The sequence below is a fragment of the Nocardioides alcanivorans genome, from assembly GCF_021555175.1.
Classification (GTDB): Bacteria; Actinomycetota; Actinomycetes; order Propionibacteriales; family Nocardioidaceae; genus Nocardioides; species Nocardioides alcanivorans.
The window spans coordinates 203,247-218,681 of sequence record NZ_JAKGRW010000019.1; the positions used below are offsets into that span (position 1 = coordinate 203,247).

Genomic DNA, 15,435 nt, shown 5'->3' on the forward strand with positions numbered 1-15,435 from the left:
AGTGTTTCACCTTCTCCTGCCCTGCTCTGACATCGGGCTCCAGTCCAGTGAGACTCGGAGGCTGGCCAACCAGGCAGCGACCTAGCGTGACGTGCACCACTGACGAGAACCCCGTTTCAGTTTCTTGTTCATGAAGGAGGTCCCATGCCCACGGATATCGACCACGCGCAACGAGCGTTCACGCCGGTCGCGCCGCCCCGACTGATCCACGAGATGTATTCGCCCGACGAGCTGAACCGGCTCTTCGGAGTGCTGGAGAGGGAGGGCCCGTGGCGATCCATCGCGGCCCAGACCTTCTCCAGCGCTGAGGAGTTCCTCGCGGTGGCCGGAGCCGGCAGGAACCCGGCAGAGGTCCGGCTCAGCGATCTCATCACGCCCACGTTTCGCGGCTACTTCGCCCAGCAGGCGGTGGCTCTGCACGAGGAGGTCCAGGACGTCTTCTACAGCTCGCGCCTGCTCAACCAGGTGAAGCAGATGTTCGGCGCGAAGTATGCGCTTCCTGCCCAGTTCTTCTTCAACGTGCGAGCCCCGGCACGCAGCCTCGACGCGGGACACTTCGACCCACAGGTCTGGCGCGGCATGGACATGATGAAGGTTCCGGTCTGGCTCAGTGCCGTGATGGCCAAGTCCGGGTTGTTCGACCGATGGGAAGTCCGTACCGGCCAGGTGATCACCTACTTCTACAGGCTCGCTGAGGACGGCGGCTTCACCTACTGGCCCGATGGTCCGGCGCGTGCGCCTCGACGGTTCCCCGCCCCCTTCTGGAACGATGCCGTGGTCGTGCACAACCCGCGGATGTTCCATCGCGGCGAGGCGAGCGGCCCGGTCGCCGAGAGGGACAACCCGGCGCAGTTCTGCCTGGAGAGCGTCGTGGCTGCCGAGGGGCCCGACCACTGGGTGATCCGCAACGGTGACGAGGTCATCGCGCGGCACCCTTCGGAGAACATGCGCTTCCTCTTCCACTACGGGGCCCGGGTCTTCTCTGACCTCGACGAGGTCTCGCGCTACTACGACCACACCGACGACCTCGATCTCGACATGGTCTTCGAGATCCTCGTCCACGACCTGCGCAGGCGAGGCGTCAAGTTCACCGAGCCCAGTGACCCCTTGACCGACCAAGGGTTCGTCAAGGCACTTTCGGCGACCTATGCCGTGGCGCCCACGTCCTATCCGGAAGAAGCGCCCGTCGACAAGGTCCCAGCGTGAGGTCCGGCGCAGCCCGGGCCGACGAGCGCGAGCCAGCTCGGCCGCATCAGCACCAGGAAACACCACCGAGGCAGCACAGGAGAGGTCACATGTTTCGAAGCAACAAGCTCCGCGCGTGGACGGCGGCGGCGCTGGGCACGCTGTTGGTCGCCGGCTGCTCGTCCGCGACGTCAGGCAGCGGCTCCGGCCGCGAGGGAGTGGACCTGAGCACCGTCCAGGAGGGATACGTCGGCACGGACGCGCCCGGGGACGTCGTCAAGGGCGGCACCCTCTCCATGGCGTCGTTCGCCGAGCCACGTTCCCTCGATCCCGCGGTGACCATCGCGGCGTTGACCACGGGAGGATCGGAGATGCTCAACATCTACGACACCCTGCTCAGGTACGACGCCACCGACTCCTCCTTCGTGCCGGGCATGGCCGAAGGCATCAGCAGTGACGACAACATCACCTGGACCCTGACCCTTCGCGAGGGCGTGACCTTCTCCGACGGCACGCCACTGGATGCCGCTGCCGTCAAGGCCAGCCAAGAACGCTACGTGAACCTCTCCGGTCCTGAGGCGGCGCTGTGGAAGCAGAACGTCAGCGACATCTCGACACCGGACGACCTCACGGTGGTCTACACCCTCAAGAAGCCGTGGGCCCAGTTCCCCGGCATTCTCACCACCGGTCCCGGCATGGTCGTCGGACCCAAGTCCGGCGAGGGCGAGCAGTTCCAGCCCATCGGCGCCGGTCCGTTCACCTTGGGCGACTGGAAGGCACAGGAATCGCTCACCCTCAATGCCCGCGCCGGCTACTGGGACGGCGAGCAGCCACTGGAGTCGGTCAAGTTCGTCTACCTGACCAATGCCCTCACGGCGCTCGAGTCGTTCCAGAACGATGAGATCGACGTGGTGTTCATGCGCGAACCCGACCAGGTCGCAGAAGTGCTGAAGGGCGATCCCCATGCCTACGTCAACGTGACTGCCGCACAGAACAGCGCCCTGATCAACGCGAGCGAGGGGCGACCGGGGGCGGACGTCAGGATCCGGAAGGCGCTCCAGCTCGCCGTCGATCCCCAGATGCTCGCCGATCGCGCCTTCGGCGTCCCGGACAGTGGCAGCTCGACGCTCTTCGGTGACTACTCACGCTGGCACGGCGAGACGCAGGGCCTGTCGTTCGACCCGAAGGCGGCGAAGGAGCTCGTCGAAGCGGCGAAGGCCGACGGCTTCGACGGCAAGATCCACTACGTCGACGGCTCTGACCCGGCGTCGCGGGCGATCGCGCTCGGGCTCAAGGCGCTGTGGGAGTCGATCGGTCTCGACGTCCAGATCGACCTGACCCGCACGGTGGCGGAGTTGATCAACAAGGTCGCGGTGAACCAGGACTACGACGCAGCGTCGTGGGGACACACCTTCCGCGAAGCGGATCCGATCCCCAAGATGTTCGCGATCATGCACAGCACCGGAACCCAGCTCTACGGCTCACACACCAGTCCTGAGATGGACGCCCTGCTCGAGGAGTTCCAGGCCGCCCCCTCCTACGACGACCAGAAGGAGGTCATGGATCGAGTCCAGCAGCTGATGAACGACGAGGTTCCGTTCCTGGTCTTCGGTCCGTACGCCGAGACCGTCGTCTGGAACGAATCGGTCCGCGGCGTGGTGGGCACCGCCAACTCGATGGTCTTCTACGGCCACGCTTGGAAGGGCTGATGGCCCGCACCGCACCCGAGCTCGCGATGGCGTCATCCCCTGGGGGATGGCGCCATCCGGCGGTGACCGCAACAGACGATCCCCCACCGAGGCCCACCCGGCCCCGGTCGACCTGGAGGCCCATCCCATGACCGCCCTGTCCGCTGACCACGAGTTCGACGACCGGTGCGGCAGTTCCCGACCGACCCGCGCCGGTGTGGTCGAGCGCGTCACCCAGATCCTCGACGTCTTCATGCTCGGGGAGGAACACGTGCTCCTGGAGGACGTCACCGCGCTCTCCGGACTGCCCCGGTCGACGACGTTCAGGATCCTCAGCCAACTGACCCAGCTCAGCTGGCTCGAACACGGTCCGCGTGGATTTCGCCTGAGCACGCGAGCGCACGTCCTGGGGGCCCGCCGACACGACGTCCACGAGGACCTGCGCGCCGCCACGACCGTCGTCCTGAACGAGTTGCATGCAGCGACGGGAGCCGTCGCACATCTCGGCGTACTCGAGGGCGCTCGGGTGCACTACTTGGACAAGATCGGAGGAGCGGCCGTCGGCAGTGTTCCCAGCCGGGTCGGGGGCCGCATTCCTGCCGACCGCACGGTGTGTGGCAAGGCTCTCATGGCCCAGCTCCCGCCAGAGCAGGTGGACGACCTGATCTCGGTGAACAGCTACCGCCAGCGGCAGCCGGACCTGGTTGCGCTGCACCGCCAACTGAGCATGATCCGCAATCAGCAAGGCGTCGCCATCGACTCGGCCGACCAGTGCGCGATGGGGATCACTGCGATCGCGGCGCCGATCATGGGACCTGACGGTGTGGCCGGCGCCATCTCCCTGGCGGGCAGGAACCAGCTTCCACTCGATCGGATCGCACCGATGGTGACGAGAGCGGGAAGGCAGGCGGCTCGCTTGCTCTTCCCCGACTGGACGCCGCCCGATCGGCCGTCACCGTCGGCGCGTCGCCGAGGCGTGCTGGTCAGCGGATGGTGAGCTGGCCGCCGTCGATGTTCCAACACTGACCGGTCACCCACGCGGCCTGGTCGCTGGCCAGGAACACCGCCGCGTGCGCGACCTCGGTGGGATCGCCGACGCGTCCGAGAGGGATGTTCGCGTCGACGTACGTCGCCCAGCGGTCCTGGCTCCAGTCGTCGAGTCGGCTGGTGGCGGTCACGCCCGGACAGAGCGCGTTGACCCGAATCCCCTGGCGCCCGAGCTCCTTCGCACTCGACGAGGTGAGCGACTGCACGCCCGCCTTCGACGCGGAGTACGCCGCCGTTCCCGGCCCGCCGAGCTTGCCGCCCACGGAGGAGATGTTGATGATTGCGCCACCCTGCTCGTGGCCGATGAGCCGTCGCGCGAAGCTGCGAGTCATCAAGAAGGTGCCACGCAGGTTGACCCCCATCACGGTGTCGAACGTCTCGGCCGCGAGGTCGACCACGGGCACCCGGTCCTCACCGCGACTGGCGGCAGCATTGTTGACCAGGATGTCCACGGTGCCGAGCTCCCGCTCGGCGAGATCGAAGAGGTCCTCCACTGCTCGCTCGTCCGAGATGTCGGTGACGACGGTCAGTGCTCGGCGCCCGAGTCCGCGGATCTCGTCGGCGACGGACTCGATGTCGCGCCACCCAGCCGCCTTCTCGTCCTCGGGATAGCGCGTCGCGGAGCGCCCGGTGCCGGTGACGACCACGTCACAGCCAGCCTTCGCGAACTCCACGGCCGCCGCCCGCCCGATCGAACGCATCCGGCCAGCGCCGGTCACGATCGCGACCCGGCCCTCGAGTCCGGTCAACTGGTAACTCATCTGCTCTCCTTCGGTGGCCGACCACGAACGGCCGGGACGTCGCGCCCTCACGCAGCAGGCGGTCGGGCCGACGCTAGGACGGAGACGATCGGCCCCGAGGCGAGTTCTCATTGGACGAAACCCGGCCGCAGACCAGGTGTTCCGGCCAACGGGAGCCCGACGGGCATCAGGAGAGTGCCTCTCTAGGGTCGCCAGCATGAAGTACGCCGTCATCGCCCCAGTCGCCGCGAACGTCACCTCCGACCCGGTCTGGATGACCGAGTTCGCGCAGCACGTCGAGGCCTGCGGCTTCGAGTCCATCGTCGCCGTCGAGCACGCTGTCGTGGTCAGCAAGTATTCGAGCGAATACCCCTACGACGCCTCCGGCAAGATGGAGCTCGCCGACGACCAGCTCATCCCGGACCCGCTCGACCTGATGGCGTTCCTGGCCGCCAAGACGACGACCCTCGGTCTCGCCACGGGCGTGCTGGTGCTCCCCAACCACCACCCCGTCGTGCTCGCGAAGCGTCTTGCCTCCATCGACGTCCTCTCCGGCGGCCGGCTGCGCGTCTGCGCCGGCATGGGCTGGATGAAGGAGGAGATCGAGGCCTCCGGCGTCGACTTCGCCACTCGTGGCCGCCGCGCCGACGAGCAGCTCCAGGTCTTGCGTGCCCTGTGGGCCGACACCGCGCCGGAGGGCGCCGACTTCGACGGCGAGTTCTTCACGTTCAACAACGCGATGTCCTACCCCAAGCCCGTGCAGCCCGGAGGGGTGCCGCTCCACATCGGTGGCCACTCGAAGGCCGCGGCCCGCCGTGCCGGTCGCTACGGCGACGGCCTGCAGCCGCTGGGCGTCATGGGCGAGCAGCTCACCGAGATCGTCGACCTGATGCGCAGGACGGCCGACGAGGCCGGTCGCGACGGCGACGCGCTCGAGCTCTCCTTGGGCCACCTGGTCGCCAAGATCGACCAGGGGCGTGCCGAGAAGCTGGCCTCCCAAGGTGCCGACCGCATCGTGCTCGCGATGACCCCCACCGCCGACCTGCAGCAGGCCAAGGACGAGCTCTCCGCGTGCGCGGGGCGTCTCGGCCTGGGCAGCTGAGGCCGCTTTGAGCAACGACCGGGCGGCCGACCGCGCGGCGATCAGGGAGCTGGTCGACCGCTATGCGGGTGCTGTCGACGACCGACGCTTCGACGCGGTGGCCGACCTCTTCACCGAGGATGCGGTGCTGATCGCTCCGGACCCGCCGACGGCACTGGGCCCGACCGTGCTCCATGAGGGCCGCGACGCGGTGCGCGAGCTCATGGCCGGGCTCGCCTTCTTCACCGCGACCTTCCATGCGGTGCACGGGGTCGTGATCGATCCGGTCGAGGACCCCGCCCCGGAAGGTCCCGACGAGTTCACCGGTCGGGTCACCTGCACCGCGCACCACCTCAGCGCTGGCGAGGACAAGCACCGCGACCTCACCTGGCAACTCGTCTATCGCGACCGTTACCGGCGCACCGACGACGGCTGGCGTTTCGCCCGTCGCGAGCTCCGGATCGTCTCGATCCGCACCAGCAATCCACGATCGGTCGGCCCCACGGTCGACCCGCAGGAGGAAACCGCATGAGCAGGGTCAGCGTCGTCACCGGAGGTGCCCTCGGCATCGGCGGTGCGATCAGTCGCCGCTTCGCAGCCGACGGAGACCTCGTGCTGCTCGTCGACATCGATGCCGAGGCAGCAGCGGCAACCGCCGGCGAGATCCGGTCCGCCGGTGGTGAGGTCGAGGTCATCGTCGGCGACGTCTCCGCCGACGAGACGGTGGCCGCGCTCGCCGCCGCTGTCGAGCGGCACGGTCGGATCGACGTACTCGTCAACAACGTGGGCGACTTCCGGCCGGCGTCCAAGACGTTCCTGCACAGCAAGCCGGAGCAGTGGCAGCGCCTCTACGAGGTCAACCTGCTGCACGTGTTGAAGGTGACCCACGCGCTGCTGCCGACGATGGTGGAGCAGAACTCGGGTGCCATCGTGAACATCTCCACGGTCGAGGCCTTCCGCGGCATCCCCGGGCACGTGGCCTACTCGGCCTACAACGCGGGCGTCTCGGCCTTCACCAAGAGCCTCGCGGTCGAGGTCGGTCGCTACGGCATCCGGGTCAACGCGATCGCTCCCGACCTGGCCGACACCCCCAGACCTCGCGCGACGCGATGTTGCGCGGCCGCGATCCGGAGCTGGTCAAGCACTGGATCCCGTTGGGTCACTACGGCGAGGTCCCCGACTACGCGTCGGTCGTCTCCTTCCTCGCCTCCGAGGAGGCGCGCTTCGTCACCGGGCACACCGTGCCGGTCGACGGCGGCACCCTGGCTGCCTCCGGCTGGTACAGCCGGGTGGACGGCAAGGGCTGGACCAACATGCCGGACCAGCCATGAGCGACGACCGCCGCGAGATCCACGACCTGGTGCTGCGCTACTGCCGTGGCATCGACCGCATCGACCTCGACCTGGTGCGCAGCTGCTACCACCCGGGCGCCGTCGACCACCACACCGGTTTCGACGGCCCCGTGGAGGAGTACGTCGAGTGGCTGCGCCCGCTGCTCACCTCGAAGTCGGGCGGCACCCATCACATGATCGGCAACCACCTCTCCGAGGTGAACGGCGACCACGCCGTGGCCGAGACCTATGCCCATGCGACCCACTGGGGCGGCCCCGAAGACTCTCCGAAGGGCAACTTCACCACCGGCGTCCGCTATGTCGACCACCTCGAGCGGCGCGACGGGCGCTGGGGGATCGTCGAACGTTGGGCCGTGCGGGAGTGGGTACGCCGGGACGGCGACAGCCTGTCGGCGGCCAAGGGCACGCTCGCCCGTCGCGACGGCACGGACCCGATCGACAACCTGCGCGCCCAGGTGCTGTGACGCAAGCCCGAATCCCTACCGATCGCTGAGGTGGCCATGCGCATCGATCTACGTCTTGACGCCGCACCCGTGGATGCGGCGCGCCGTGCCGTCGAACTGGCTGGAACCGGTGCCGACGGACTCTTCACGTTCGAAGGGCAGCATGACGTCTTCCTACCCCTGGCCCTGGCCGCCCAGGCCACCTCGTTGCCGATCATGACCAACATCGCAGTGGCGCTGCCTCGCAGTCCCCTGCACCTTGCCCATCTCGCGCACGACCTGCACGCCCTGTCGGGCGGTCGGTTCACGTTGGGTCTGGGCTCGCAGGTGAAGACCCACATCGAACGACGCTACGGCAGTCCTTGGTCGCAGCCGGCCAAACGAATGCGGGAGATCGTGGCCGCGACCCGGGAGATCCTCGCGGCGTGGGACGAGGGCCGCACACCGAACTTCCACGGGGAGTTCACCCGGCACGACCTCATGCCGCCCACCTTCTGCCCGGATCCGCTCCCCTACGGTCCGCCCCCGGTGATGATGGGTGCCCTCGGTCCGGTCATGACCAGGACCGCGGGCGAGGTCTCCGACGGATTGTTGGTGATGCCCTTCAACACCCGCCGACACATCGAGGAGCGGACGCTTCCCGCGCTGCGCGAAGGCCTGGAGCGGGCGAGTCGTTCCGCCGACGAGGTGGCCCTGCTCCCCGAGGTGATCACGGCCGTCGGTCGCACCGACGAGGAGCTCGCGAGCGCCGTCGCCGGCGCCCGGTCGTTGGTGGCCTTCTATGCCTCGACTCCTGCCTATCGCCCGGTGCTGGAGGTGGAGGGAATCGCCGACCTGCAGCCCCACCTGCAGACGTTGATGCGCGAGGGCAAGGTCGATGAGATGACGGCCGAGATCGGTGACGACCTGCTCGACGCCATCGCGGTGCGCGGCACCCCCGAGGAGTGTGCTGCCCGGATCACGGAGCGCTTCGACGGCATCAGTGATCGGGTCTGTGCCTACTTCACCGGTGGACCACCCTCCAACGAGCTCGTCACCGAACTGGTGACCGCCGTCCACGCTGCCTGACCGCCCCTGTCCGAAGGAGTCCCATGGAGATCATCAAGCCCGCCCTCGACCTCGGCGTCACGGTCACTGACATGGACACCTCGCTGGCCTTCTATCGCGACCTGCTCGGTCTCGACGTGATCGCAGAACTGCCGTCGCCGGGCGGCCAGATGGTGCTGTTGGCCGTCGGCGAGAGCCAGCTCAAGCTGGTCTCCCCGAAGAAGCCAGCCACGGGATCCGCGCTCCCCGGCGGAATCAGTGCCGGTGTCCCCGGCATGCGCTACTTCACGTTCACCATCAGCGACCTCGACGCCACCGTGGAGTCCTGCCGCGAAGCCGGCCGCCCTGTGGTCGTCGAGCCGGTGGCGATGGGACCGAGCATGCGCCTCGGCATCGTCGAGGACCCGGACGGCAACTGGGTGGAGTTCCTGGAGCCCGTCGCGTGACGGTCCGTTCCGAGCGGGTCGGCGCGGTCGGGGTGATCACCCTGGACCGACCCGAGAAGCGCAATGCGCTGAATGCCACGATGATCGACGGCATCGTGCACGCCGTCGAGCACCACGAGGCCGACCCCGCCGTGCGAGTCATCGTGCTGACCGGCACCGGTGACCGCGCGTTCTGCGCGGGGATGGATCTCAACCGGGTGGCCGGTGACCCATCCCCGGCGGTCGAGCCTGTCGAGACCACCCCGCCCCCGGCGGTCGAGCCTGTCGAGACCACCCCGCCCCCGCCTGATCGTCCTGAGACGGCAGGCTACAAGCGCCTGATCGTCGAGGGCAGCAGCAAGCCGTTGATCGCCGCGATCAACGGCGCCGCGGTTGCCGGTGGCTTCGAGCTGATGCTGGCCTGCGACCTGGCCGTCGCCGCCGACCATGCGCGCTTCGGCCTCCCCGAAGTCTCGCGTGGTCTCGTGGCCGGGGGCGGCGGCACGCTCCTTCCGCTGCGCATTCCTCGCGCGGTCGCGTTCGAGCTGGCCCTGACCGGCGAGGCCATCACCGCCGCACGTGCCCACGAGCTCGGGCTGGTCAACCACGTGGTCCCGGGCACCGAGGTGCTGTCACGCGCGATGCAGCTGGCCGAGGTGATCGCCGGCAACAGTCCCCATGCCGTGCGCCTCACCCGGCGGATGCTGCGTGAGGCGAGCGACCTGCCGATCGAGGAAGCCTGGCACCGGGCCGACGAGGCGATTGCCGACGTACTCGCCAGCGCGGACGCGCAGGAGGGCTCCCGCGCCTTCCTCGAGCGCCGCTCCCCCGCTGGTCCTGACCTGGTCAGGGAGGTCGCTGATCCGGCCCGTCCAGTGTGCGGGGCGTTTCTCGAGGGCCGCACGCATGCCTTCGCGTACGTCGTCGTGAGCCATGAGCACCTCGTGCCAGTGCGTCTCCAACCGCTCGACCTCGTCGGCATCGCCTGCCAGCGACGCCCACAGGGTCTCCTTGCTCGCCGCGAGCGAGAGGGCCCGGCCGCAAGCATCTCCCGTGCCAGGGCCAGGGTTGCCGGCAGCACGTCGTCCGCTGGAAGTGCCTGGCTGCACAGGCCCCAGGCCTCGGCCCGGCGACCGTCGAAGAGGCGACCGGTGAACAGGATCTCCGCGGCGCGGGAGACACCCACCAGGCGGGGCAGCACCCAGTGCACGTAGGCATCCCCGAGCAGGCCCAGCTTCGCCTGCACGACGCCGTACTTCGCGTCCGCGGCCATGATGCGCACGTCGGCCTGCAGCGCGAGGGTCAGGCCGATGCCGATGGCATGACCATTGACTGCGGCCAGGACGGGTTTGCGCACCCGAAACGCCGGGAGCCGTACGCCGGCGGCGCTGAACCCTCCTCGGTGCCGACGAACGTCTCCTCGCCGCCCTCGAGATCGGCTCCGGCGCAGAAAGCAGGAGGCGCACCGGTGAGCACCACCACCCGGATGTCGTCGTCGGCGTCACAACGGGCGTAGGCCTCGGCCAACTCACGTCCCATCCCGTCGCCGAACGCGTTGCGGCGGGCGGGACGGTCGAGGGTGAGGATGGCGATCCCGTCGTCCACCGCCAACCGGAGGGTCTGCCATCCCATCAGGCACCCACGATCAGCGGGGCAGGCCGAGAACGCGCTGAGCGATGACGTTGAGCTGGATCTCGGTCGTCCCGCCACCGAAGAGGATGGCCGGCAGCCCGATGTGGTCGATCGCGTGGCCACCGTCGGTGGTCGCACCCGAAGGGCCCAGCACATGGAGCAGGTCGAAGGAGCCTTCCTTCTGCGCCAGGGTGTTGAAGACCTTCTGCACGCTGATCTCCGGCCCGAGCTCAAGGCCCGAGAGGCGCGCGAGGATGCTGCGCAGGTTGAGTGCGGAGAGGGCGATCTCGCGCGCCGTCGAGCGTCCGAAGGCACGCAGCACCTCGTCACGATCGACACCGGTGGGCGCCTCACCGAGCACGTCCAGGAAGCGCTCGGCACTGCCGTGGGTGAGCCGGGCGCCCATGCTGAGCCGCTCGTTGCCGAGCGTGGTGACGGCCAGGCGCCAGCCCTGCTCCCGCTCCCCGACGAGGCAGTCGTCGGGGACGAAGACGTTGTCGAGGAAGACCTCGTTGAACTCCGATCGACCCGTCGACTGCTTGAGCGGACGTACGTCGACGCCCTCGGAGCTCATGTCGATGAGGAAGTAGGAAATGCCCTTGTGCTTGGGCACCGAGGCATCGGAACGGGCCAGGCAGACACCCCAGTGGGACTCGTGGGCGCCGGAGTTCCAGACCTTCTGGCCGTTGAGCAGCCAGCCTCCCTCCACCTTGGTGGCCTTGGTGCTGAGTGAGGCGAGGTCGGAACCCGCACCGGGCTCGCTGAAGAGCTGGCACCACACGATCTCACCGGCGAGCGAGGGGCCGATGAAGCGCTCCTGCTGCTCCTTGCTGCCATGCACGAGAAGGGTGGGAAGCACCCACTCGCCGATGATGGTGCTGGGCTGGAGCAGGTCACGCTGGTGGAACTCGTCGGCGATGACCGCCTGCTCCTCGACGGTCGCGTCGCGGCCGTACGGCGCCGGGTAGTGCGGGGAGACCAGTCGCGCCTCGGTGAGCAGGTCAGCGATGGGCCCCGGCTGGATCCGGGTCCAGCTGCGATCGGCGATCTCGCCGGTGAGGGCGGCGACCTTGTCGAGCACCGGACCGATCTCCGCGCGCAGCTCGGGCAGCGCCGACGGGTCGAGGAAGGAGAAGTCGCGACGCACATCGATCGCGCGAGTGCCCAGGCGCTGCGACCAGCCGCCCGCGGTGCCAACGAGCGCGGCCAGTGAGATCGCACGGCGATGGTAGAGGTGGGCGTCGTGCTCCCAGGTGAAGCCGATGCCGCCCAACAGGCTGACCAGGTCGAGACAGGTCTCGATCGCTGGGTGCACCGCGTTGATCGCCGCCTGGGCGGCTGCGAGTTCCTGCTGCGGCGCCGCATCCTGGTCGGCGCGGGCGGCGTCCCACGCGGAGGCGGAAGAGACCTCGGCGCGCACCAGCATCAACGCAGCCTTGTGCTGGATCGCCTGGAAGGATCCGATCGCCTGACCGAACTGCACGCGGGTCTTGGCATAGTCGACAGCCGTCTCGAGGGCCCAGGCCGAGACGCCGGCTGCCTCGGCGCCGTACAGCGCGTTGACGACCAGGTCGGCGGCCACGTCGCCGGCGACCGGGAGAGCGACGCCGGTCAGCCCTTCGGCGTCGAGGCGCCCGATGGAGCGACTGAGGTCGACGGCGTCGGCACCCTCGACCCGACCGCTGAGTTCGTCTCCGGAGAGCACGAACCAACGAGTACCACCCGTCGCAGTGCCTGCCCCGACGACGGCATGGTCGGCGCCGACGAGACCCAGCGCGGGGGCCGACGTGCCGCTCAACCGCCAGCCGTCGCCTACGGGCTCAGCGGTCAGACCGCCACGCACCAAGGCACCGGTCGCGCCTTCCGCGAAGGACTCGAGCAGTTCGTGCTCGGGTGCGAGCCGAGCAAGTACGGCGCTCGCGGTCACCGTCGGCAGCCAGGGCCCGGGCAGCAGCCGCTTGCCGGACTGCTCCGCCACGACCGCGAGTTCCGGCAACCCCACGCCCGCGCCGCCGGCCGCCTCGGGGAGGTGCAACGCGTGGAGTCCGTTGTCGACGAGCACCTGCCACACGGCAGGAAGCGCCCCGGCCGCCAGGTCCGCGAGCCGGCCTCGGGTGTCCTCGGTGGAGGCGTGCCGCCCGGCCAGGCCGGCCACGGAGTCGGCGAGAGCGCGGAGGTCTTCGTCAAGAGCGATGGGCATGGTGTTCGGTGTCCTCGGACTCGTTCTGTTGTCAGGTGCCGGCCGACGAGGGCGACACCGAAGGCTTCAGGGCCAGCGGACGGCGCCGCTGGGCCCCTCGATGATCCAACCCACCTCGATCGGGCAGGAGGACGGTGTTGCTGAGTGGGACCGGCGCCCGGCGGGCGTCAGGCCGGGGCACCGATGCGCGGCGCGCTCTCCAGCACCGCGCCGAGCTCTGCGGCGAGCTGGTCCGACCCGCCCAGGCTGAACGCAGCCTGACGACCCCACAGGAAGTAGCGGTGGATGGGGTAGTCGATGTCGGCTCCGATGCCCCCGTGCAGGTGCTGGGTGGCGTGCACGACGCGCAGTCCGCCGCGCGATGCCCAGAACTTCGCCACCAGGATCGCCGACTCCGCCTCCTGCTCACGACCGGTGTCGAGCAACCATGCCGCGCGCTGGGTGGTGAGACGAATGGCCTCCGTGTCCAGGTGGGCGTCGGCGGCGCGCACCGCGACGGCCTGGTTGGTGGAGATCGGGCGGCCGAACTGCTCACGCTGGGAGACGTACGCCGCCGTCGTGGCGAGGCCCTCGGCACAGGTACCGAGCTGCACACCGCACAGGGTGAGTCGGGCTCGCTGCAGGATCCACGACGCGACGTCGGCCCCGCCACCGTCGAGCACGTCCTCCGCCGTGACCCGGACACCGGCGAAGTGCACGGTGGCAGTGCTCCCTTGCGCGGTGGCAGCGGTCGCGGAGAGGCTGACGCCATCGGCCCCGGTGGAGATGACGGCAACGCGGGAGGCGCCGTCCGGCAGTCGGACCGGAACCACGACGGCCTCTGATTCGGCAGCGGCTGGGACGCCGACGGCAGCGCCGTCGACGACGAGATCGCCACCTTCGAGCACTCCGGTCACGCCGATGTCTCCGGCAAGGCCGTCGAAGGCGCCGGTGACGAGGGCATCGCCGGTGAGCACCCGCTCCAGCAGCCGGTCCTTGAGCGCTGCGGAGCCGAACTGCGCAATGGGCAGCGCACCCGCTGCGACGACGGACCAGAAGGGCACCGGCGCGACCCGGCGGCCCTGCTGCTCTGCGATCGCGACGAGGCCGAGGGCACCCATGTCGCCGCCGCCCGCGGACTCGGGCAGGCAGGCAGCGAGCAGCCCGGAGTCGGCGAGCAACTTCCACAGTCGGCGGTCGAAGCCGCCTTCCGCGCGTTCGACCTCGACGACACGTTCGGTGGTCGCCTGGTCGGTGAAGATCTCCTCGGCCAACGCGGCCAGTGCCACGTGGTCCTCGGGGAGCGTGAAGCTCATCTGGGAGTCAGACATGGGAATCCTTGAGTACTGGAGAAAGTGAGGGTTCGCGCCTTCTGAGTGAAGGTTCGCGGCTTCTGAGTGAAGGTTCGCGGGTCAACGGCGGCGGGAGGAGAGCGCCATGCCGAGCGTCTTGCCCGCCACGATCTCGCGCATCACCTCGTTGGTGCCGCCTCCGAACGTGTTGTTCTGCGCGCGACGGGCCAAGGTCTCCACCCGGCCCTCGATGGCGGCGTCGGCCGAGCCCGGTCGCATGAGGCCGTAGGCCCCGAGCACGTCCTGGAGACGGCCGTAGGTCGTGACGACCGCTTCGGTGCCGAAGATCTTGGCGGCTGCGGAGTCACCACCGCCGAGGGTGTTGGCGGCGACGTCGGAGACCAGGCGCAGACTGATCAGGTCGGCCGCGCTGAGCAGCGCATAGACCTCGGCCAGCGTGCTCCTGACCCACGGCACGTCGTACAGCGTGCCGCTGCCGACGGGCTGGGTGCGTGCCCACGCGATGGTCTCGTCGAGGAGCTCGTTGGCGATGCCGTTGCGAGCCGCCAGGGCGACCCGCTCGTGGTTGAGCTGGTTGGTGATCAGGCCCCAGCCCTTGTTGATCTCCCCCACGAGGTTGGTCTGCGGGACCCGCACGTCCTCGTAGTAGGTGGCCGAGGTGCTGATGCCCCCGACGGTGTGGATCTCGGTGACCGAGAAGCCCGGCGTCTCGGTCGGCACCAGCACCACCGAGATGCCCTGGTGGCGCGGGGCGTCCGGGTCGGTGCGGACCGCGAGCCAGATCCAGTCGGCGAAGACGCCGGCGCTGGTGAAGATCTTGTTGCCGTTGATGACGAGATCCTCCCCGTCGACGACGGCCCGGGTCTGCAGCGACGCGAGGTCGGTGCCGGCGGACGGCTCGGTGTAGCCGATCGCGAAGACCAGCTCCCCGGAGAGGATCCTCGGCAGGAAGAAGTCCTTCTGCGCCTGCGTGCCGTGCGCCATCAGGCTGGGCGCCACCGTGTTGAGGGTGACCAGCGACAGCGGTGCACCGGCCCTCAGCGCCTCGTCATAGAAGACGTAGAGGGCTTCGGGGTCCTCGCCACGGCCGCCGTACTCCACGGGCCAGCCGAGCCCGAGCCAGCCGTCGGCGCCCATCTTGCGATAGATGCGGTCGAAGACCGGCCCGCCTTCGGTCTGGTCGACGAGGGCCCGGCGGTCCTCGTCATTGATGATCTCGGCGAAGTAGTCGCGCAGCTCGCGGCGCAGTTGGCGCGAGGCGGCGGAGAGTTCCGGATGCATGGGGCGTCCTTTCGCGGGCCGG

14 protein-coding genes and 3 pseudogenes are annotated in these 15,435 nt (G+C 69.1%); 11 read left to right on the forward strand and 6 right to left on the reverse strand.

Going from position 1 to position 15,435, the window contains the following annotated elements:
• The first annotated feature begins 144 nt into the window (after window positions 1-144).
• From L1066_RS11345 to L1066_RS11355, 3 genes are all read left to right on the forward strand, one after another.
• Window positions 145-1,206, forward strand: a complete 1,062-nt coding sequence (locus L1066_RS11345; protein ID WP_235736426.1) for a hypothetical protein — start codon at window positions 145-147, stop codon at window positions 1,204-1,206.
• An 89-nt stretch (window positions 1,207-1,295) separates the two neighbouring features.
• Complete coding sequence (locus L1066_RS11350) at window positions 1,296-2,894, forward strand: ABC transporter substrate-binding protein (protein WP_235736427.1); 1,599 nt, start codon at window positions 1,296-1,298, stop codon at window positions 2,892-2,894.
• Window positions 2,895-3,021: 127 nt separating this feature from the next.
• Entirely contained in the window at window positions 3,022-3,870 is an 849-nt protein-coding gene (locus L1066_RS11355; RefSeq protein ID WP_235736428.1) for an IclR family transcriptional regulator, read from the forward strand.
• Here the strand turns inward: L1066_RS11355 and L1066_RS11360 are convergent.
• Complete coding sequence (locus L1066_RS11360) at window positions 3,857-4,681, reverse strand: SDR family NAD(P)-dependent oxidoreductase (RefSeq protein WP_235736429.1); 825 nt, start codon at window positions 4,679-4,681, stop codon at window positions 3,857-3,859. The genes L1066_RS11355 and L1066_RS11360 overlap by 14 nt on opposite strands.
• Before the next feature lie 196 nt (window positions 4,682-4,877).
• On the opposite strand from L1066_RS11360, the gene L1066_RS11365 reads away from it, so the two are divergent.
• The 8 genes and pseudogenes from L1066_RS11365 to L1066_RS28555 all read left to right on the forward strand — a co-directional run.
• Entirely contained in the window at window positions 4,878-5,762 is an 885-nt protein-coding gene (locus L1066_RS11365; protein ID WP_235736430.1) for an LLM class F420-dependent oxidoreductase, read from the forward strand.
• 7 nt (window positions 5,763-5,769) lie between these two features.
• Window positions 5,770-6,273, forward strand: coding sequence for a nuclear transport factor 2 family protein (locus L1066_RS11370; protein WP_235736431.1), 504 nt, complete (start codon window positions 5,770-5,772; stop codon window positions 6,271-6,273).
• Window positions 6,270-6,785 (forward strand): annotated as a pseudogene (locus tag L1066_RS28550) (SDR family NAD(P)-dependent oxidoreductase); the annotation flags it as partial. The gene L1066_RS11370 and the pseudogene L1066_RS28550, both read left to right, overlap by 4 nt.
• A 65-nt stretch (window positions 6,786-6,850) precedes the next feature.
• On the forward strand, window positions 6,851-7,072 hold the full coding sequence (locus tag L1066_RS26655; protein WP_283095375.1) for an SDR family oxidoreductase: 222 nt from the start codon (window positions 6,851-6,853) through the stop codon (window positions 7,070-7,072).
• Window positions 7,069-7,557, forward strand: coding sequence for a nuclear transport factor 2 family protein (locus tag L1066_RS11380; protein WP_235736432.1), 489 nt, complete (start codon window positions 7,069-7,071; stop codon window positions 7,555-7,557). Before L1066_RS26655 ends, L1066_RS11380 begins: the two co-directional genes overlap by 4 nt.
• 36 nt (window positions 7,558-7,593) lie before the next feature.
• Window positions 7,594-8,604, forward strand: a complete 1,011-nt coding sequence (locus L1066_RS11385; protein WP_235736433.1) for a TIGR03617 family F420-dependent LLM class oxidoreductase — start codon at window positions 7,594-7,596, stop codon at window positions 8,602-8,604.
• Window positions 8,605-8,627: 23 nt separating this feature from the next.
• Window positions 8,628-9,029, forward strand: coding sequence for a VOC family protein (locus L1066_RS11390; protein WP_235736434.1), 402 nt, complete (start codon window positions 8,628-8,630; stop codon window positions 9,027-9,029).
• A gap of 80 nt (window positions 9,030-9,109) precedes the next feature.
• Window positions 9,110-9,778 (forward strand): annotated as a pseudogene (locus tag L1066_RS28555) (enoyl-CoA hydratase/isomerase family protein); the annotation flags it as partial.
• 305 nt (window positions 9,779-10,083) lie between these two features.
• Here L1066_RS28555 and L1066_RS28560 read toward each other — a convergent pair.
• The 5 genes and pseudogenes from L1066_RS28560 to L1066_RS11415 form a co-directional block, all read right to left on the reverse strand.
• Window positions 10,084-10,365 (reverse strand): annotated as a pseudogene (locus L1066_RS28560) (enoyl-CoA hydratase/isomerase family protein); the annotation flags it as partial.
• Complete coding sequence (locus L1066_RS11400; RefSeq protein ID WP_235736436.1) at window positions 10,311-10,640, reverse strand: enoyl-CoA hydratase-related protein; 330 nt, start codon at window positions 10,638-10,640, stop codon at window positions 10,311-10,313. The pseudogene L1066_RS28560 and the gene L1066_RS11400, both read right to left, overlap by 55 nt.
• A gap of 13 nt (window positions 10,641-10,653) precedes the next feature.
• The gene (locus tag L1066_RS11405; protein ID WP_235736437.1) at window positions 10,654-12,840 is read right to left on the reverse strand and encodes an acyl-CoA dehydrogenase family protein; all 2,187 of its coding nucleotides are present in this window, start codon (window positions 12,838-12,840) and stop codon (window positions 10,654-10,656) included.
• A 167-nt stretch (window positions 12,841-13,007) separates the two neighbouring features.
• Complete coding sequence (locus tag L1066_RS11410) at window positions 13,008-14,150, reverse strand: acyl-CoA dehydrogenase family protein (RefSeq protein WP_235736438.1); 1,143 nt, start codon at window positions 14,148-14,150, stop codon at window positions 13,008-13,010.
• 81 nt (window positions 14,151-14,231) lie between these two features.
• Window positions 14,232-15,413 (reverse strand): acyl-CoA dehydrogenase family protein, encoded by a 1,182-nt coding sequence (locus L1066_RS11415; RefSeq protein WP_235736439.1) that lies wholly within the window; start codon window positions 15,411-15,413, stop codon window positions 14,232-14,234.
• Window positions 15,414-15,435 lie beyond the last annotated feature (22 nt).

Excerpts from the sequence above, each read along its gene's own strand:
- L1066_RS11345 (WP_235736426.1), top strand. The coding sequence starts at position 145 with ATGCCCACGGATATCGACCACGCGCAACGAGCGTTCACGCCGGTCGCG.
- L1066_RS11350 (WP_235736427.1), top strand. The coding sequence starts at position 1,296 with ATGTTTCGAAGCAACAAGCTCCGCGCGTGGACGGCGGCGGCGCTGGGC.
- L1066_RS11355 (WP_235736428.1), top strand. The coding sequence starts at position 3,022 with ATGACCGCCCTGTCCGCTGACCACGAGTTCGACGACCGGTGCGGCAGT.
- L1066_RS11360 (WP_235736429.1), bottom strand. The coding sequence starts at position 4,681 with ATGAGTTACCAGTTGACCGGACTCGAGGGCCGGGTCGCGATCGTGACC.
- L1066_RS11365 (WP_235736430.1), top strand. The coding sequence starts at position 4,878 with ATGAAGTACGCCGTCATCGCCCCAGTCGCCGCGAACGTCACCTCCGAC.
- L1066_RS26655 (WP_283095375.1), top strand. The coding sequence starts at position 6,851 with ATGTTGCGCGGCCGCGATCCGGAGCTGGTCAAGCACTGGATCCCGTTG.
- L1066_RS11380 (WP_235736432.1), top strand. The coding sequence starts at position 7,069 with ATGAGCGACGACCGCCGCGAGATCCACGACCTGGTGCTGCGCTACTGC.
- L1066_RS11385 (WP_235736433.1), top strand. The coding sequence starts at position 7,594 with ATGCGCATCGATCTACGTCTTGACGCCGCACCCGTGGATGCGGCGCGC.
- L1066_RS11390 (WP_235736434.1), top strand. The coding sequence starts at position 8,628 with ATGGAGATCATCAAGCCCGCCCTCGACCTCGGCGTCACGGTCACTGAC.
- L1066_RS11400 (WP_235736436.1), bottom strand. The coding sequence starts at position 10,640 with ATGGGATGGCAGACCCTCCGGTTGGCGGTGGACGACGGGATCGCCATC.
- L1066_RS11405 (WP_235736437.1), bottom strand. The coding sequence starts at position 12,840 with ATGCCCATCGCTCTTGACGAAGACCTCCGCGCTCTCGCCGACTCCGTG.
- L1066_RS11410 (WP_235736438.1), bottom strand. The coding sequence starts at position 14,150 with ATGTCTGACTCCCAGATGAGCTTCACGCTCCCCGAGGACCACGTGGCA.
- L1066_RS11415 (WP_235736439.1), bottom strand. The coding sequence starts at position 15,413 with ATGCATCCGGAACTCTCCGCCGCCTCGCGCCAACTGCGCCGCGAGCTG.